This is a genomic window from Arthrobacter sp. P1_B11 (genome assembly GCF_056406715.1).
The window spans coordinates 13,178-31,192 of the sequence record NZ_JBFTZQ010000020.1; the positions used below are offsets into that span (position 1 = coordinate 13,178).

The following is an 18,015-nucleotide window of genomic DNA, read 5'->3' on the forward strand; positions in this document are numbered from 1 at the left end:
GCCCGTAGACTGGAAGGCATGCGATCCTCAGCCGACCAGCCCCTGCTCAAAGCCGTTTTATGGGACATGGACGGCACCATAGTCGACACCGAACCGTATTGGATTGAGGCCGAGCACGAGCTCGTGGCTGCGCACGGCGGAAGGTGGTCCCACGAGCAGGCCATGCAGCTCGTGGGCCAATCCTTGGTATTTTCTGCCGGCGTTCTCCAGAAGGCCGGCGTCAGCCTCGAAATTCGGGAAATCATCGATACCCTGACCGCGCAGGTCATCAGCCGGGTGCGGCAGAATGTCCCGTGGCGCCCCGGAGCGCGTGAACTGCTCGACGAACTTTTCAGCGCGGGTGTGCGTTGTGCCCTTGTGACCATGTCAGAAGCGCCGCTTGCCCGGGAAATCGTGGCCAGCCTGCCACGGCCGTACTTCGAGTTCCTGGTCACCGGCGATACCGTCACTAAGGGCAAGCCGGACCCCGAGGCTTACCTCAAGGCCGTGGAACTGCTCAGGCAGGACGACTTGGAACTCACCGTGGACCATTGTGTGGCGTTGGAGGACTCAGCCCCGGGTGTAGCCGCCGCCCTCGCCTCCGGAGCGATGACCGTTGCCATTCCGCACATCGTGCCGCTGCCCGCCGATCCGCGCCGGGCCACGTGGGACTCGCTGGAAAACCGGGGAGTCACCGACCTCCAGGGCCTCGTCGCCCTCAGGCATGGATTGGCCAAGGCCGCATCAACGCTGGAAAGCGTCAATTAAAGGAGTAGCGCACGTGTCCGACCCCGCTTCAACCGGCCCCGCCCCGCAGGACAGCGGCAGCCGCCGCGAGGGCATACGCCTGGGCAAGATTGCGGGCATTCCCGTCATCCTTGCGTATTCGTGGTTCATCATCGCCGCCTTCACCGTCGTCGTATACGGCCCTGTGCTGCAGCACAACAACCCGGCTCTCGGCGCCGCGGCCTACTACGTCGCCTTCGCGTACGCGCTATTGCTCCTCATCTCGGTCCTGGTCCACGAACTGGCCCACGCCCTGACCGCAAAAATCTATGGCTGGCCCAGCGAGAAGATTGTCCTCAACCTCTGGGGCGGCCACACGCAGTTCGAAAGCTTCACGGCCACCCCCGGGCGGTCGGTTCTCGTGGCGCTTGCGGGTCCGGCCGCCAATTTTGTGCTTGCCGGGGCGGCCTGGCTGCTGATATCCACAGCCAACCTGGCCGGCGTAGCAGACATCCTGACCAACATCTTCTTCTGGGCCAACCTGGTGATCGGCATTTTCAACGTCCTGCCCGGCCTGCCACTCGACGGCGGCCGGCTTGTCGAGTCCGCTGTCTGGAAAGCCACCGGCAGCCACGCGAAGGGCACCATCGCCGCCGGGTGGGGCGGGCGCATCATTGTCATCGCCTTGGGAGTGTGGTTTCTTGCGCTTCCCGTTCTCCGCGGAGACACGCCGGACACCAGCAACCTGCTGATCACTGTCCTCGTCGGCGGATTCCTCTGGATGGGCGCGTCGGCATCCATCCAGCAGGGCCGCCTGCGCAGCCGCCTCCATTTGGTGAGCGCAGCGGCGCTGGCCGAACCCGCCGTCGGACTTCCGGAATCGGCAACCGTGGCGGACGTCCTGGACCTGACAGCGGGCGGCCGCAACGGCGTCGTGCTGTGTGCTCCCGACGGCAGGCCCAGCAGCCTCGTGGACTACGCTGCCCTGGCAGCCGTCCCGGCAGCGGTGGCCGCAACAACTCCAGCCACCGCAGTTGCCTACGCCCTCGGGGCGGGCGCGTACGTGCCGGAGTGGTCCAAGGGCCAGGAACTGATCCAGTACCTCTCACAGCTGGACGGCCATGACTACGCAGTTATTGACCACAACGGGCGCGTGACCGGCATCCTGCGGCAGTCCACCGTGGTGACGGCCGTTACAGGCAAGGCGCCCCGCGAAAACAGGCGCCCACAGGGCCAGAGCCGGTAGAGTTACGTGCCGGTCGTGAAATCGGCAGCCGAGCCACAGAGCAGCCTGCCCGGGCCGCCATGGAGCACGGCGACACAGCTTTACAGGAGCGAGGAATAGTCATGAGCAGCGAACTTGCCGCCAACGGGTCCAGCGCGGCCCCTTCCGCCACGGTACCCGGCACGGGGACGGAAACGGCGGCAGGTACGGCGGACCAGCCGGTCGGCGCTGCCCGGCGGCGGGGACCCTTCCGCGAGGGCGAGCGTGTGCAACTGACTGACGAGCGCGGCCGCATGAATACCATCAGCCTCGAATCCGGCGGAGCGTTCCACACGCACCGCGGCTTCCTCAACCACGACGACATCATCGGCCAGGTGGACGGATCGGTCGTCGTCAACAACGTGGGCCAGCAGTACCAGACCCTCCGGCCCCTCCTCTCCGACTTCGTCCTGTCCATGCCCCGCGGCGCGGCAGTGGTTTACCCGAAGGATGCCGGCCAGATTGTCACCATGGCGGACATCTTCCCCGGGGCGAGGGTGGTGGAAGCCGGCGTGGGATCCGGTGCGCTTTCCATCTCGCTCCTCCGTGCGGTGGGAGACCAGGGATACCTGCACTCGTTCGAACGCCGCGAGGAATTCGCTGCGATCGCCCGCGGCAACGTCGAGACCATTTTCGGCGGACAGCACCCGGCCTGGAAGATCTCGCTGGGCGACTTCCAGGAGGAAGTGGTCCGCAGCGAAGAACCCGGTTCCATCGACCGCGTGGTGCTGGACATGCTCGCTCCCTGGGAATGCCTCGATGCCGTGGCCACTGTCCTTGCGCCCGGCGGTGTCTGGATCAACTACGTCGCCACCGTCACCCAGCTCTCGCGGACGGCCGAGGCCATCCGCGCCGATGGCCGCTTCACCGAGCCGGACGCGTGGGAATCCATGGTCCGCGGCTGGCACCTTGAAGGCCTCGCCGTCCGCCCCGACCACCGGATGGTGGCCCACACCGGCTTCCTGCTGGTCACCCGGCGACTGGCCGACGGCGTCACCGGGATCTCCGTGAAGCGACGCCCGTCCAAGACCGACTTCAACGAGGACGATGTCAACGCCTGGACCCCCGGAGCTGTGGGGGAGCGCCTGGTCTCGGACAAGAAGCTGCGGCGGGCTGCACGCGACGCGATCGCGGGCACCAACGTCAAAGACGATCCGGAGATCACAAACTAGTCCGTATTTCGGATGTCTCCAGCAGTACTCGCCAACTTGGGGCTATGGTCTTAACAGAAGCGCAGGAAGGGGCTGATGCATCATGGAGACGCCGAACAATGACTCTGTACCTACGCCGGCCGAGCAGGCAGCGGCCAATGAGCTGTCTGTTGCAGACCGGCAGGTCAATATCCTTCGGGACAAGCTACGGCACATCGACCGTCAGCTGGCAGCTGCCACGCAGAACAACTCCAAGCTCGTGGCGATGCTGGAAACGGCCAAGTCCGAGATCCTTCGGCTGAAGAATGCCCTCGACCAGGAGGGCCAGCCGCCGTACAGCTTCGGCACCATCCTCCAGCTGAACCCGCGGCGCCAGCCGACGTCCGGCAGCAGCGGACAGGCCGCAACCGAGGAATCGGTGGACATCTTCAACGCCGGACGGAAGATGCGGGTGGGCGTCAGCCCGCTCGTCAACATGAACCAGCTTGCGGTGGGCCAGGAGGTCCTCCTTAACGAGGCGCTGCTCGTGGTGGCCGGCCTCGGGTACGAGCGCGCCGGCGAACTCGTGACGCTCAAGGAAATGCTGGGCCCGGACCGCGCCCTCGTCCTGGGCCGGGCAGACGAGGAACGCGTCATCCGGCTGGCCGGGCCGCTCCTCGCCGAGAAGCTGCGGGTGGGCGACGCCCTGTCCATCGATTCCCGGACCGGCTACGCCCTCGAAAAAGTCCCGCGGTCCGAGGTGGAGAACCTCGTCCTCGAGGAAGTCCCTGACATCACCTATGAGGACATCGGCGGCCTTGGCCCCCAGATCGAACAGATCCGGGACGCCATCGAGCTGCCGTTCCTGCATCCGGACCTTTACCGCGAGCACGGCCTGAAGGCGCCCAAGGGCATCCTGCTCTATGGCCCTCCCGGCTGCGGCAAGACCCTCATAGCCAAAGCCGTGGCCAACTCCCTGGCTGCCAGGGCGGCCGAGCGGTCCGGCAACATTGACCTGAAGAGCTACTTCCTTAACATCAAGGGACCGGAACTCCTCGACAAGTACGTCGGCGAAACCGAGCGCCACATCCGGCTGATCTTTTCCCGCGCCCGTGAAAAGGCCTCGGACGGCAGCCCTGTGGTGGTGTTCTTCGACGAGATGGACTCCCTGTTCCGGACACGCGGCACCGGTATCTCCTCGGACGTCGAGACCACCATCGTGCCGCAGCTGCTGAGCGAGATCGACGGTGTGGAGCGCCTGGACAACGTCATTGTCATCGGTGCCTCGAACCGGGAAGACATGATCGACCCCGCCATCCTTCGGCCGGGGCGCCTGGATGTGAAGGTCAAGATCCAGCGGCCTGACGCAGAAGCAGCGGCCGACATCTTCAACAAGTACATCACCACGGACCTGCCGTTCCATGAGGACGACCTCGCCGAGCATGACGGCGACGTCGAGGCGACCGTCGACGCCATGATCCAGCGCACCGTGGAAGCCATGTACTCCACCGAGAAGTCCAACGAGTACCTCGAGGTCACCTACGCCAACGGTGACACGGAGATGCTGTACTTCAAGGACTTTAACTCGGGAGCGGTGGTGCAGAACGTCGTTGACCGCGCCAAGAAGTATGCGATCAAGGACCTTCTGATGACGCAGCAGAAGGGCCTTCGGATCGATCACCTGCTGAGGGCAGTGGTCGACGAGTTCCGGGAGCATGAGGACATGCCGAATACCACCAACCCCGATGACTGGGCCCGCATCTCCGGTAAGAAGGGCGAACGCATCACCTACATCCGCACCATCGTCCAGGGCAAGGCGGGGCAGGAGCCAGGCAAGTCCATCGAGACCATGCCCAACACGGGCCAGTACCTGTGACGGCCGGTTCCGAGGCATCACCCGGGGGAGCCCTGCCCCCGGGCGGCGCCATGCGCGTGATGGGGTCGGAAACCGAATACGGCATCCATGCGCCCTCGGCACCCGGGGCAAACGCCACCATGATGTCCGCCCGGGTGGTGCAGGCCTATGCCCAGGTCACCCGGCTGCGCGCTGCAGGCGGCGCCGAGACCCGGTGGGACTACACGGATGAGGAGCCCCTTCACGACGCCCGCGGCTGGACGCTGGAACGGGGACAGGCCCACCCGAGCCAGCTGACGGACCAGCCCCCGGTGCTGGATGCGGAGGCCGTGGCCCTGGCCTACGGCCGGGACGAGCTGGACCTGGATGGTGAGGACGAATCCGGTTCCCTCCTGATGAACATGGTCCTTGGCAACGGTGCCCGGCTGTACGTGGACCATGCGCATCCGGAATATTCCAGCCCGGAAGTGACCAACCCGGCCGGCGCCGTGGCCTGGGACGCGGCTGGCGACCTCGTGGCGCTGTCCGCGGTCCGGCGGCTGGCCGGTGACCCTGAGCTCCCGCCAATCAATCTTTACAAGAACAACACCGACAACAAGTCCGTCTCTTATGGTTCCCACGAGAACTACCTCATGCCGCGCTCGGTCCCCTTCAGCGACATCGTGAAGGGACTGACGCCGTTCTTCGTGACACGCCAGATCATCTGCGGCTCCGGCCGGGTGGGGATCGGGCAGGACAGCTCCCGACCCGGCTACCAGATCAGCCAGCGTGCGGACTTCTTCGAGGCTGAGGTGGGCCTGGAAACCACCATCCGCCGCCCCATCATCAACACCCGTGACGAGCCGCACGCAACTGCCGACAAGTACCGCCGTCTCCACGTGATCATTGGCGACGCTAACCTCAGCCAGGCCTCCAACTACCTCAAGTTCGGAACCACGGCCATGGTCCTGAGCCTCATCGAGGCCGGACTGGCCCCGCGGATTGAAGTCCACGAACCCGTCGCTGCGCTGCAGACCGTCAGCCACGACACATCCCTGACAGCGAAAATCAGGCTCGTGGACGGGCGGCGTGTCACGGCGCTGGACCTCCAATGGATGTACCACGAGGCCGCCGCCAAGCTCGCCCAGGACACCGGCGTGGCAGATGCGGTGGATGGCGACGGACATACCCATGCCGTGCTGGACCAGTGGGCCGCCACGCTGACCCAGCTGGATAGTGACCGCTCCGCCGCGGCCAACTCCGTCGAGTGGCTGGCCAAGCTGTCCATCCTCGAGGGTTACCGGCAACGGGACGGCCTCGACTGGGACGATGCCCGCCTCGGCCTGGTGGACTTGCAGTGGGCGGATATCCGGCCCGAAAAGGGCCTGTACTACCGCCTGCTGGCGCGGGAGCGCATGCAGCGAATAGTTAACGACGCCGACATCGCCGCCGCGGTGACCGAACCGCCGTCGGACACGAGGGCATACTTCCGCGGACGCTGCGTCAGCAGCTTCAGCAGGGACGTGGTGGGCGCCAGCTGGGATTCGGTCATCTTCGATGTTCCCGGTTACGGAAGGCTCCAGCGCGTCCCGACGAGGGAGCCGCTTCGCGGCACAAAGGCCCTGACGGGAGCCTTGTTTGCCCGGCACCGCGAGGCCGGACCGTTCCTTGCAGAACTGCTTGGATCGGCACCTGCTCCGCCGCCGGCATAAACCCCCCGAAGAGCCGCTTCGCGTGGCAATATGGGCATACAGGATGTCCCGCCGGAGATGGCGGGACTGCGAGAAGGAGATGAACATGGCAGGGCAGGAGCAGCAGCAGCCGCAGCCACGCGACAGCGAGGTCGAGGAAGAGGTCCCCGTGCCGCCCGCACCGGCGGAGGGACAGGCATCCGCATCCACGCAGGGTGTTGACGACCTCCTGGACGAAATCGACGGCGTACTGGAATCCAACGCCGAGGAGTTCGTCCGGGCATTCGTGCAAAAGGGCGGACAGTAACCCGGCAGCGCCCCAACCCGCACCGGGCACGGAAGCCTGAGGTACCGCTGAATTACACGTTGAAGGAGTGCACCAGTGCAGGAGACAACAGCCAACAAGGTAGCCGCAAACGCGACGTCGTCGTTCACTGAGCATCTCCAACGCGACCGTCCGGAACTGCTTCCTTACAACAGGCCGTTCCTGGTCAGCGAGACCGCCGGCCAGCCGCTGCAGGTGCCACATGCCACCACAATCGTCGCCATGACGTACGCCGGCGGCGTCGTCATGGCCGGTGACCGCCGTGCGACCATGGGCAACATCATTGCCAGCCGCCACATAGAAAAGGTCTTCCCGGCGGACCAGTATTCAGTGCTCGGCATCGCCGGGACGGCGGGCATCGCCATCGACCTCACGCGGCTGTTTCAGGTTGAGCTGGAACACTACGAAAAGATTGAGGGGACGCTGCTGAGCCTGGACGGCAAAGCCAACAGGCTCGGTGCGATGATCCGCGGAAATCTGGCGATGGCCATGCAGGGACTCGCGGTGGTCCCGTTATTTGCCGGCTTCGACACCGCGGCCCAGATGGGCCGGTTGTTCTCCTATGACGTCACGGGCGGCCGGTACGAGGAACAGGAGCACCATGCCGTCGGTTCCGGGTCCATGTTCGCCCGCGGTGCACTTAAAAAACTCTGGCGACCCAACCTCGCCGAGGACGAAGCAGTCTCCGTTGCCATCGAGTCCCTCTATGACGCAGCCGACGACGATTCCGCCACGGGCGGCCCGGACCCTGTCCGGCAGCTCTGGCCGGTGGTATACACGGTCAACCGTGCCGGAGCCCGGCGCGTTGCCGAGCGCGAACTCGCCGCCGTCGCCGGCACTATCATCGAGGCCCGGGCAGCTGCCCGGCGGGAGGCCTGACATGACCCAGCAGTTCTATGTATCGCCCGAGCAGCTGATGAAGGACCGTGCGGACTTCGCACGGAAAGGCATCGCCCGGGGCCGGTCCGTGGTGGTCGTGAGCTGCGAGGACGGCATTGCCCTTGTGGCTGAGAACCCCTCTCCCTCGCTCCACAAGATCGGCGAGATCTACGACAAAATCGCCTTCGCCGCAGTGGGCAAATACAACGAGTTTGAAAGCCTCCGGCAGGCCGGAGTGCGCTACGCGGATGTCCGCGGCTATTCCTATGACCGCGAGGACGTCACCGCGCGGGGGCTGGCCAGTGTCTACGCACAGAGCCTGGGCGCTGTCTTCACGGCTGAGCAGAAGCCCTTTGAGGTGGAACTTGCCGTTGCCGAGGTCGGGGCGTCCCAGGACCGGGACCATCTGTACCGGCTCACCTTTGACGGCTCGATCGCGGATGAGCAGGGCTTCATCGTGATGGGCGGCCAGGCCGATAAAGTCTCCGGGGCTGTCGAGACGGGGTGGCAGCGCGACCTTTCCTTCGCCGCCGCGATCCGGCTCGCCGTCCAGGGGCTTGTCACGGACAACGAGTCACCCGACCTTCCGGCCAAGGCACTGGAAGTTGCGTTACTGGACAGGGGGTCGGAAAGCAGCAGGGGGACCCGGCGGGCGTTCCGGAGGCTGTCCGACGCCGACGTCATGGAACTGCTGGCTGAGGAGAGCTGAGATGGACAAGAGGATCTTCGGTATTGAGACCGAATTCGGCATTTCGTATTCGAGCCCCGACTCCCGCCCGCTGGCCCCGGAGGAAGTGGCACGGTACCTGTTCCGCAAGGTCGTGAGCTGGGGACGGTCATCCAACGTCTTCCTGACCAATGGTTCGCGCCTCTACCTGGACGTGGGATCGCACCCGGAATACGCCACCGCCGAATGCGACGACCTCGCACAGCTGATCGCCCACGACCGTGCCGGGGAACTCATTCTTGATGACCTCGTGGACGAAGCCCAGTCCAGGCTCGCCGCGGAAGGCTTCAACGGGACGGTCTACCTCTTCAAGAACAACACCGACTCCGCAGGCAACTCCTACGGCAGCCACGAGAACTACCTGATTCCCCGCCGGGGTGAATTCACTCGCCTCGCGGAAATCCTCATCCCGTTCCTCGTCACCCGCCAGCTCATTGCCGGGGCCGGGAAGATCCTCAAGACGCCGCACGGCGCGACCTACGCCTTCTCCCAGCGCGCCGATCACATCTGGGAGGGTGTTTCCTCCGCCACCACGAGGTCCCGGCCGATCATCAACACCCGCGACGAACCGCATGCGGACGCCGAGTTCTACCGCAGGCTCCACGTCATAGTCGGCGACTCCAACATGTCGGAAACCACGGCGCTGCTCAAGGTCGGCACGGTCGACCTCATCCTGAGGATGATCGAAGCCGGCGTCATCATGCGTGACATGCGGATGGAAAATCCGATCCGCAGCATCCGCGAAATTTCCCATGACTTGAGCGGCCGCGCCCTGGTCCGGCTCGCCAACGGGCGCCAGCTCACTGCGCTGGAAATCCAGCAGGAGTACCTGAACAAGGTCACGGCCTTCGTTCAGGAACACGGCGCGCACAACCCGCACGTCCCGCGGATCCTGGACCTGTGGGGGAGGACCCTGCAGGCCATTGAAAGCGGCGACACGAGCACCATCGACACCGAAATCGACTGGGCCATCAAGAAGAAGCTCATGGACGGTTACCGGAACCGCCACGGCCTGGGACTTGATGCCCCGCGCATCGCGCAGCTGGACCTTACCTATCACGACATTTCGCGCACCCGCGGCCTCTACTATCTCCTCCAGGCACGCGGGGCGGTCCGGCGGGTCACCGAGGACACGGCCATCAAGGACGCGGTGGATGCACCGCCGCAAACGACGAGGGCAAAGCTGCGCGGCGACTTCGTCCGCCGGGCGCAGGAGCTGGGACGCGACTACACGGTGGACTGGGTGCATCTGAAGCTCAACGACCGCGCCCACCAGACCATCCTGTGCAAGGATCCGTTCCGCAGCGTTGATGAGCGCGTGGATGCCCTCCTGGACTCCATGGGCTGATACCCAGCTTCAGGCGTTACTCTGGAAAGAGGCTGTTTTTCGGCCCCGACTGCTTTGCCGCTGGCACTCCGCGCCCGGCTCAGCATCCATCTTGCCCCGACGAAAGTTCTTACGTGCGCCGACTACTAGCAATTCTCATTCCCGGACTGCTTCTGCTGACCGCCTGCGGCGGCGGACAGCCTGCAGCCCCGGAACCGACCAGCCAGTCCGCGGGTGAGACCGCCAAGCTGGACTCCCTCAAGCTGACGGAAAACGGAGACAAGAAAGCTCCGAAGGTCGAATTCACCAAGCCCCTCGATGTCACCGAGCCCACCGTCAAGGTCGTCACCGAAGGCAGCGGGGAGCGGGTCAAGGCCAATCAGATCGCTGAGGTCTCCGTCCTGGCGCTGAACGGCAAAGACGGATCCACCCTGGATGACACTTTCGCCAAGGAACCGCAGGCCATCGAGCTGAGCGACGACTTCAAGACCAAGAGCCCCATCATTTACAACGCTTTTGTGGGCGCGAAGATCGGTTCCCACCTTGCCTTGGCCGCTCCGGCACAGGCCGCCTCACAGGGCGCCGCGGCCCAGCCGTCTCAGCTCCTCATCATCAAGGTGCTGTCGGCCAAGGACGCGCCCAAGGTGCTGGACAAGCCCGAGGGCGACACCGTTACTCCGCCGGCAGGCCTGCCGGCCGTCACGGAAAAGGACGGCGTGCCCGAGCTCAACGTCAAGGGCGTCGCCGCACCCAAGAAGCTCATCGCCCAGGACCTGATCAAGGGCAAGGGTGCCGAGGTTAAGGCCACGGACACGCTGACCGTGAACTACGTGGGCGTTGCACTGGCGAGCGGCAAGAAGTTTGATTCGAGCTTCGACCGCAAGGAGAAGGCCTCCTTCCCGTTGAGCAATGTCATCAAGGGCTGGACCCAGGGACTTGCCGGCAAGACCGTGGGCTCCCGCGTTCTGCTCGTCATCCCGAAGGATCTCGCCTACGGCGACGCGGGCCAGGGCGATGCCAAGGGCGACCTCGTGTTCGTCGTTGACATCCTCGGCGTCAAATAAGTCCTCCACAGCAGTTCCCCTACCAAGCAGAAGGAGCAACCATGTCATTTGGTCAGCGAGACCTCGACCGCCAGAAGCCGGAAATTGATTTCCCTGAAGGCCCGGTTCCCACCGATCTGGTCATCACGGACCTCATCGAGGGTGACGGTCCTCAGGCGAAGGCCGGGGACACCGTCTCCACCCACTACGTCGGTGTGGCCTGGTCCACCGGTGAAGAGTTCGACGCATCGTGGGGCCGGGGCGCGCCCCTGGACTTCCGCGTGGGCGTCGGCCAGGTCATTCAGGGCTGGGACCAGGGCCTTCTCGGCATGAAGGTCGGCGGCCGCCGCCGGCTCGAGATCCCCTCGGAGCTCGCTTACGGCTCGCGCGGTGCCGGCGGAGCCATCGGCCCGAACGAGGCCCTGATCTTCGTTGTGGACCTCGTGGGCGTCCGCTAACCCAGCAGCTGTTCTTGCACCACCCCGGCGTCTCCATCAGATGCCGGGATGGTGCGCAGCCGAAGGCGCGGTAACAATCGGAAGCAAATTCCGAATCGTTGCCGCGCTTTCGCTTTTTTCCCGGGACAGCTTTAGTAACCTAGCGAGAGTGTCCGCCATACGTACTGAACGCCTGCTGAACCTCCTGATCGCCCTCCTGAACTCCAAGTACGGGCTGCGCCGCAGCGAGCTGCGGGAGACGATCTACCACGTCGGAGCGGCCACCGACGCAGCCTTTGGCCGGATGTTCGAGCGGGACAAGAACGACCTGCGGGACTTCGGGTTCGACGTCGAAACGGTCACGGACCACGGCTGGAGCTCGGACGATCCCGCCACCACGCGGTACCGCATCGGCAAGGAGTCGAACCGGTTGCCTGACGTGAAACTCACGCCCGACGAATGGACGGTTCTTCTGCTGGCCTCCCAGCTCTGGGAGCAGGCAGCCCTCGGCCCTGCCGCCACGAATGCCATGCGCAAGCTCCAAGCGTCGGGTGGCCTGGCAGACGTCGAGCTGCCTGCCGGCGTGCAGCCCCGCATCAAGCCCGCAGGCCAGGCGTTCGAGGACCTGATTGCCGCGATGCACACCCAGCACGCCGTCCGGTTCCGCTACCTCGCCGGCAGCACCGGCAGGGAGGAAGAGCGGGTGGTCGAGCCCTGGGGGCTCGGCAGCCGGTTCGGCCAGTGGTACCTCGTGGGCTTTGACCGGGTCCGTGGCGCGCAGCGGTACTTCCGGCTCTCGCGATTCACCTCGGCGGTGTCGGTGCTGGCGAAGGAGACCTTTACGCCTCCGGCCGGCTTCAACGTCCGCGCCGAACTTGATAGCCTCCCGGAACTGCCGCTCCAGTCCGCCGTCGTGGATGTCCGCGAAGACCGCCTGCTGGGGCTGCGGAAGCGGGCCGCCGCCGTCGGCCCGCCAGAAGGAACGCCCAACGGCGGGTGGGACCGGCTGGCGGTTCCCTACCGTGACGCTGAACTGCTGGGTGAGGAACTGGCCTCCTACGGCCCCAACGCCAAGGTCGTGGCACCCGAAGAGCTCGCCGCCGCAGTGCAGCGTCGCCTGGCAGGCGCCGCCGCGTTCCTTGCGGCACCCCTGCCGTCCTACACATTCTCCGACGCGGGCCCCGGAAAGCGCGCCCGCAAACGCACCTCCGAAGACCAGCTGGCGCGCATGCTCCAACTGGTGCCGTTCCTCGTGCACAACCAGGGACTCCATATCCAGGACGTGGCGGACAAGTTCGGCATTACCCGCAAGGAACTCGAAAGCGATCTGCTGATCCTCATCTGCTCTGGACTTCCGCAGGGATATCCCGACGAGCTGCTCGACATCCAATGGGAGGACGACCACGTCTTCATCACCCAGTCGCTGGAACTGAACCGGCCGGTCCGCTTCACGGTGGACGAGGCCTGCGCCCTGCTGACGGGGCTCGAGACCCTCAACGGCTTGCCCGAGCTCGCCGAAGGGAGTGCCCTGGAGTCTGTCACCCTCAAACTCATGGCGGCGGCGGGGGAGGAGGGGCTCAGGGCGGGTGCGTTGTCCGGGCCGGAAGTGGGCCCCGCCAATTCCGCCAACCTGGAGATGATCCGCAGCGCCATTGCCTCTGGTTCACAGCTGCACCTCGTCTACCTTTCGGCGCAGAAGGATTCCCTTTCGGAGCGGGACGTCGACCCCCTGCGGCTCTACTCCATGGACAACACCTGGTACTTCGAGGCGTACTGCCATTCGGCGGCCGGCCTGAGGAACTTCCGGCTGGACCGCATCGAAGAGCTCAAGCCGAACGGAAAGCCGGTCTCCTCCCCGGTCAGGCCCGACGGCGGGTTCCCGGCGAAGCTCTTCACCCCTAACGACGACGACACCCTTGTGACGGTGCAGCTCACCGGCCACGGTGCCGGCCTTGCGGACGACTACTACGCCGAACGCACCGCCCCGCTGCCCGATGGCGGGCTGGTCGCGGAAATAAGGTTCGGAAGCACGTCCTGGCTGCCCATGTTCGTGGCACAGCACGGCGGGACAGTGCGGATTCTCGAACCGGCTGCGCTGGCGGGGGCGGCCCGGGACTGGATCGAGGCGGCCCTGGCCCGGTACGCCAGCTAGACTACTCAGCATGCCTTGGTGGTCATGGATCCTGATCTGGATTGCGCTGATAGCGCTTTCCCTGCTGTTCTACGTGCTCATGGGCATCCGGCTATGGCGGAAGTTCATGGCCACCCTGACGGAACTGGGTGCCGCCGGAGACAAACTCGGGCATCTGCCTGACCCCGGTGCTGTTCCTGGCCCGGCAACAGATCCGCCCGCGGATCCAGCGGCAGCGACACAAACAGTGCCGGGAACCGCAGTCTTTGCCTCACCGCACCAGATGCGCCATGATTACCACGCATCCAAGTCATCCCGTGTGGAAGCCCGGCGGCAGCGCCGGATCCGTCGCAAGGCCGACCGGGGGCAGCCCCAGGCCTTGCACGACATCGAATTCAGATAAACGTAGGATGTAGTTAGAGGAAAGGACTTCCAGTGGGACGACTCTTTGATGGCCCTTGGCCCATCGTAATCATCATCATCGTGGCTCTGCTTCTTTTTGCCGCGCCCAAGCTTCCGGCCATGGCACGCAGCCTCGGCCAGTCCATGCGGATCATCAAGTCCGAGGTCAAGGAAATGAAGAACGACGGCAAGCCGGAAAACCCGGACGGCACCGGTCCGGTTGAGGGTCGAGTGGTGAACCACCCGCAGTCCCGGACGACGAACGGCGAGCCGACTGACGGTACAGACGTTCCGCCGTCGAACCGCGCTTGACCTGAAGTGGCAGTGACGAGGGGCCGCAAAGCCAACCCTGAGGGCCGCATGGCTCTCATGGACCACCTGAATGAGCTTAAGAACAGGCTCATCAAATCGGCGATCGGGCTGGTGATTGGCGGCATTGGCGGCTGGATCCTTTACGATCCGGTGCTGAGCGCGCTCAAGGAACCCGTGGACCGGATTGCCGAGCATACCGGCGGCACGTCGTCGGTGAATTTCTCGAGCATCGCGTCTCCCTTCGACTTTAAACTTCAGCTGTCTCTGCTGATCGGTGCGGTCATTTCGAGCCCGATCTGGATCTACCAGCTGTGGGCCTTCATCACGCCCGGGCTGACGTCAAAGGAGCGGCGGTACACGCTCGGCTACATGGCAGCTGCCGTCCCGCTGTTCCTGGCCGGCGTCTGGGTGGGCTGGATGGTGACGCCACAGGTTGTGCGTGCGCTGACCCAATTCACCCCGTCCGGTTTTTCCAACCTCATCGACGCGCGAGACTACGTTGATTTCGTCACGCGCATGGTGCTGTTCCTGGGCCTCGCCTTCCTGGTTCCCGTGGTGCTGGTCGGCGTGAACATGGCGGGCATCATCCGCGGCCAAACGATCCTCAAAGCCTGGCGCATCACGGTCTTCCTCGTTTTCGTCCTGGCCGCCGTGGCAGCCCCGGGAGCCGATGCCCTGTCCATGTTCCTGCTGGCCGGGCCGCTCCTCCTGCTCTTCTTCGCCGCCATCGGCCTCTGCATCCTCAATGACCGCCGCCGCGACCGCCGCGCCGCCAAGCAGGCAGCTGAGACCGAGGCCACTGCCGATATAGCGACTCCGGGCAGCGAGCTGAGGAATCTCTAGCTCCGTCCCGGCTAGGCTTGAAGCATGTCCACCACCACCGGGTCCCCGTCGCCGTCCGAACGCTACCGGGCCAGCGCCGAACGGACCGCGGAATCCAAAACCTATCTGGGGTCTTTCGCCGGAACCCTGGACTTTGAGCTGGACGACTTCCAGCGGCAGGCCTGCCGGTCACTCCAGGAGGGACGCGGCGTCCTGGTGGCTGCGCCTACCGGCGCCGGCAAGACCATCTTGGGTGAGTTCGCGATCTACCTGGCCCTGCAGCGCGGGCTGAAGGCCTTCTACACCACCCCGATCAAGGCGCTGAGCAACCAGAAGTACGCCGAGCTCGCGGAAAAATACGGTGCGGACAGCGTCGGACTGCTGACCGGAGACACCAGCATCAACGGCGAAGCCCCGGTGGTGGTGATGACCACCGAGGTCCTGCGGAACATGCTGTACGCCGACTCCGATTCGCTGGATGACCTAGGTTTTGTCGTCATGGACGAGGTCCACTACCTTGCGGACCGCTTCCGGGGCGCCGTGTGGGAGGAGGTCATCATCCACCTGCCCAGCGAAGTCCAGGTGGCCTCGCTCAGCGCCACGGTTTCCAACGCCGAGGAATTCGGTGCATGGCTGGACACCGTCAGGGGGGACACCGACGTCATCGTGTCCGAGCACCGGCCGGTTCCGCTCTGGCAGCACGTGATGGTGGGCAAGGAGATTGTGGATCTGTTCGCCGGAGAAACCACTTTCGACGAAATCGCCCCCGAGGGGGAACCGGCGGCCGCCTCGGCGCTGCCGGAAGCGCCCAGTCGCGACGACGCCGGTCAACGCGGTTTCGAAGTCAACCCTGAACTGTTGTCCATGGCCCGGTCGGAAAGCCAGCTGAACTTCCAGGGCCGGTTCGGGCACGGCGGCCGCAGCCAGCGCAGGCAGCACAGGCAGCGCGCTGACGACCGGTCCCAGCAGGCAGCTCCCCGCACTGCCGTCCGGAAGGCCAGCCGGCCACAGGTAATTGCCAGCCTGGACCGGCAGGACCTGCTCCCCGCCATAACTTTCATCTTCTCCCGGGCAGGCTGCGACGCGGCGGTGTCCCAGTGCGTTGCGGCCGGATTGTGGCTCACCACGGAGCGGGAACAGCGCATCATTGCCCAGCGCGTCGACGAAGCCGGTCAGGACATCCCGTCCGACGACCTTGAGGTGCTGGGCTTTTGGAGCTGGAGGGACGGGCTGCTCAGGGGTATTGCGGCCCACCACGCCGGCATGCTGCCCACGTTCAAGGAAGTCGTCGAGAAACTCTTTGCCGATGGACTCGTCAAAGCTGTCTTCGCCACGGAAACACTGGCCCTCGGCGTCAACATGCCTGCCCGGTCCGTGGTCCTGGAGAAACTGGACAAGTTCAACGGCGAAGCGCACGTGGACATCACGGCAGGGGAGTACACCCAGCTCACCGGCCGGGCAGGCCGGCGCGGCATCGACGTCGAAGGCCACGCCGTGGTGCTGTGGCAGCCCGGCACCGACCCGGCGGCAGTTGCGGGCCTCGCGTCCCGGCGGACCTACCCGCTGAACTCCAGCTTCAGGCCCACCTACAACATGAGCATCAACCTCCTTGCCCAGTTTGGCCGGCCCCGGGCCAGGGAGATTCTTGAGTCCTCGTTCGCCCAGTTCCAGGCTGACCGGTCTGTGGTGGGCCTGGCCAAGCAGGTGAGAAGCCGGGAGGAATCGCTGGCCGGCTACGCCAAGTCCATGACCTGCCACCTGGGAGACTTCACCGAATATGCCCGGCTGAGGCGCGAATTGTCCGACGCCGAGAACTTCGCCTCGCGCGGCAAGTCCCGGGCCCGGAAGTCGCTCAACGAAGATTCGCTCAGCCGCCTCCTGCCGGGCGATGTGGTGAATGTTCCGGCCGGCCGCGCCCCCGGCTACGCCGTGGTACTGAGCTCCGACCACAGCTCGCGCGAACCCCGGCCGGCCGTGCTCACCATGGAGAATCAGTTGCGCAGAATCGGCATCGATGACCTCGAGGGCCCGATTTCCCCGCTGACCCGGATCAGGATTCCAAAGTCCTTCAACGCGAAGGTCCCCAAGTCCCGGCGCGACCTGGCCTCGTCCGTCCGCAATGCTCTGCGTGAAAACCGCCCCCCGGCGCTCGGCAGCCCCCGCAACAACGACTTTGGGCTGGGGGCCGGGCTTCCGAACCAGGAAAAAAAGATCGCCGAACTTCGGCGTGCCCTGCGGTCACACCCTTGCCACGGCTGCAGCGAACGCGAGGACCACGCCCGGTGGTCCGAACGGTGGTGGAAACTGCGCAAGGAAACGGACGGGCTAATCCGCCAGATCCAGGGCCGCACCAACACGATCGCCAAGACCTTCGACCGCGTCTGTGACGTCCTGTCCGCTTACGGGTACCTCGAAACACCAGAGCCGGGAAAGCACCAAATCAGCGCTGACGGCCAGCGCCTCCGCAGGATCTATGGCGAGAAGGACCTGCTGATTTCACAGGCACTGCGCCAGGGTGCCTTCGATGATCTCGACGCCGTGGAGGTCGCCGCACTTGCCAGCGTGCTGGTGTACCAGGCGAAGCGGGAAGACCGCGGCCTGCGTCCGCGCATGCCCAGCGTTTCGCTGGAAACAGCGGTCGACGTCGTGGTCCGCGAATGGTCGGCATTGGAGGACGTGGAGGAGCAGAACAAGCTGCCCCTGACCGGTGAGCCCGAGCTTGGGCTGGTCTGGCCCATGTACAAGTGGGCCCGCGGGCGGCACCTTCAGGAAGTCCTCAGCGGCACTGACCTGGCCGCCGGCGATTTCGTGCGCTGGGTCAAGCAGGTGATTGACCTGCTCGACCAGCTGGCCAAGATCCCCGGGCTGGATCCGCGGCTTGCCAGGCTGTGCAGCGAAGCCATCAAGATCGTCCGGCGCGGGGTCGTGGCTTACTCCACGGTGGCCTGACCCGCACCTCATCCTGCGACACCAGAACAAGCAGCAA

The 18,015-nt window shown here is 65.2% G+C and carries 16 protein-coding genes; all 16 read left to right on the forward strand.

The features are described from left to right. The first annotated feature begins 18 nt into the window (after positions 1-18). Complete coding sequence (locus AC1D14_RS15430) at positions 19-747, forward strand: HAD family hydrolase (RefSeq protein WP_230121084.1); 729 nt, start codon at positions 19-21, stop codon at positions 745-747. A gap of 13 nt (positions 748-760) precedes the next feature. Beyond that, positions 761-1,951: a site-2 protease family protein gene (locus AC1D14_RS15435; protein WP_230121086.1), complete on the forward strand. Its 1,191-nt coding sequence runs from the start codon at positions 761-763 to the stop codon at positions 1,949-1,951. A gap of 101 nt (positions 1,952-2,052) precedes the next feature. Next, positions 2,053-3,141, forward strand: a complete 1,089-nt coding sequence (locus AC1D14_RS15440; RefSeq protein WP_230121088.1) for a tRNA (adenine-N1)-methyltransferase — start codon at positions 2,053-2,055, stop codon at positions 3,139-3,141. A gap of 82 nt (positions 3,142-3,223) precedes the next feature. Beyond that, on the forward strand, positions 3,224-4,975 hold the full coding sequence (gene arc / locus AC1D14_RS15445; protein ID WP_230121090.1) for a proteasome ATPase: 1,752 nt from the start codon (positions 3,224-3,226) through the stop codon (positions 4,973-4,975). A gap of 50 nt (positions 4,976-5,025) precedes the next feature. After that, complete coding sequence (gene dop / locus AC1D14_RS15450; protein WP_230121130.1) at positions 5,026-6,645, forward strand: depupylase/deamidase Dop; 1,620 nt, start codon at positions 5,026-5,028, stop codon at positions 6,643-6,645. Positions 6,646-6,730: 85 nt separating this feature from the next. Then, complete coding sequence (locus AC1D14_RS15455) at positions 6,731-6,931, forward strand: ubiquitin-like protein Pup (RefSeq protein ID WP_215052505.1); 201 nt, start codon at positions 6,731-6,733, stop codon at positions 6,929-6,931. A 75-nt stretch (positions 6,932-7,006) separates the two neighbouring features. Continuing rightward, entirely contained in the window at positions 7,007-7,828 is an 822-nt protein-coding gene (gene prcB, locus AC1D14_RS15460; RefSeq protein ID WP_230121096.1) for a proteasome subunit beta, read from the forward strand. Position 7,829: 1 nt separating this feature from the next. Further along, entirely contained in the window at positions 7,830-8,537 is a 708-nt protein-coding gene (gene prcA, locus AC1D14_RS15465; protein WP_230121105.1) for a proteasome subunit alpha, read from the forward strand. 1 nt (position 8,538) lies between these two features. Beyond that, entirely contained in the window at positions 8,539-9,903 is a 1,365-nt protein-coding gene (gene pafA, locus AC1D14_RS15470) for a Pup--protein ligase (protein ID WP_230121112.1), read from the forward strand. 113 nt (positions 9,904-10,016) lie between these two features. Next, positions 10,017-10,946, forward strand: a complete 930-nt coding sequence (locus tag AC1D14_RS15475; RefSeq protein WP_230121113.1) for an FKBP-type peptidyl-prolyl cis-trans isomerase — start codon at positions 10,017-10,019, stop codon at positions 10,944-10,946. 41 nt (positions 10,947-10,987) lie between these two features. Further along, positions 10,988-11,383, forward strand: coding sequence for an FKBP-type peptidyl-prolyl cis-trans isomerase (locus tag AC1D14_RS15480; RefSeq protein ID WP_230121115.1), 396 nt, complete (start codon positions 10,988-10,990; stop codon positions 11,381-11,383). A 148-nt stretch (positions 11,384-11,531) separates the two neighbouring features. Continuing rightward, positions 11,532-13,514 (forward strand): helix-turn-helix transcriptional regulator, encoded by a 1,983-nt coding sequence (locus AC1D14_RS15485; protein WP_476881844.1) that lies wholly within the window; start codon positions 11,532-11,534, stop codon positions 13,512-13,514. A 10-nt stretch (positions 13,515-13,524) separates the two neighbouring features. Beyond that, complete coding sequence (locus tag AC1D14_RS15490) at positions 13,525-13,896, forward strand: hypothetical protein (protein ID WP_230121487.1); 372 nt, start codon at positions 13,525-13,527, stop codon at positions 13,894-13,896. 32 nt (positions 13,897-13,928) lie between these two features. Further along, complete coding sequence (tatA, locus tag AC1D14_RS15495; protein WP_230121488.1) at positions 13,929-14,207, forward strand: Sec-independent protein translocase subunit TatA; 279 nt, start codon at positions 13,929-13,931, stop codon at positions 14,205-14,207. A 48-nt stretch (positions 14,208-14,255) separates the two neighbouring features. After that, positions 14,256-15,050 carry a twin-arginine translocase subunit TatC gene (gene tatC, locus AC1D14_RS15500; protein ID WP_230121489.1) on the forward strand — a complete coding sequence of 265 codons (795 nt, stop codon included), beginning with the start codon at positions 14,256-14,258 and terminating at the stop codon, positions 15,048-15,050. Positions 15,051-15,074: 24 nt separating this feature from the next. Beyond that, a complete protein-coding gene (locus AC1D14_RS15505) occupies positions 15,075-17,978 on the forward strand; it encodes a DEAD/DEAH box helicase (RefSeq protein WP_476968734.1) in 2,904 nt (967 codons plus the stop codon). Positions 17,979-18,015 lie beyond the last annotated feature (37 nt).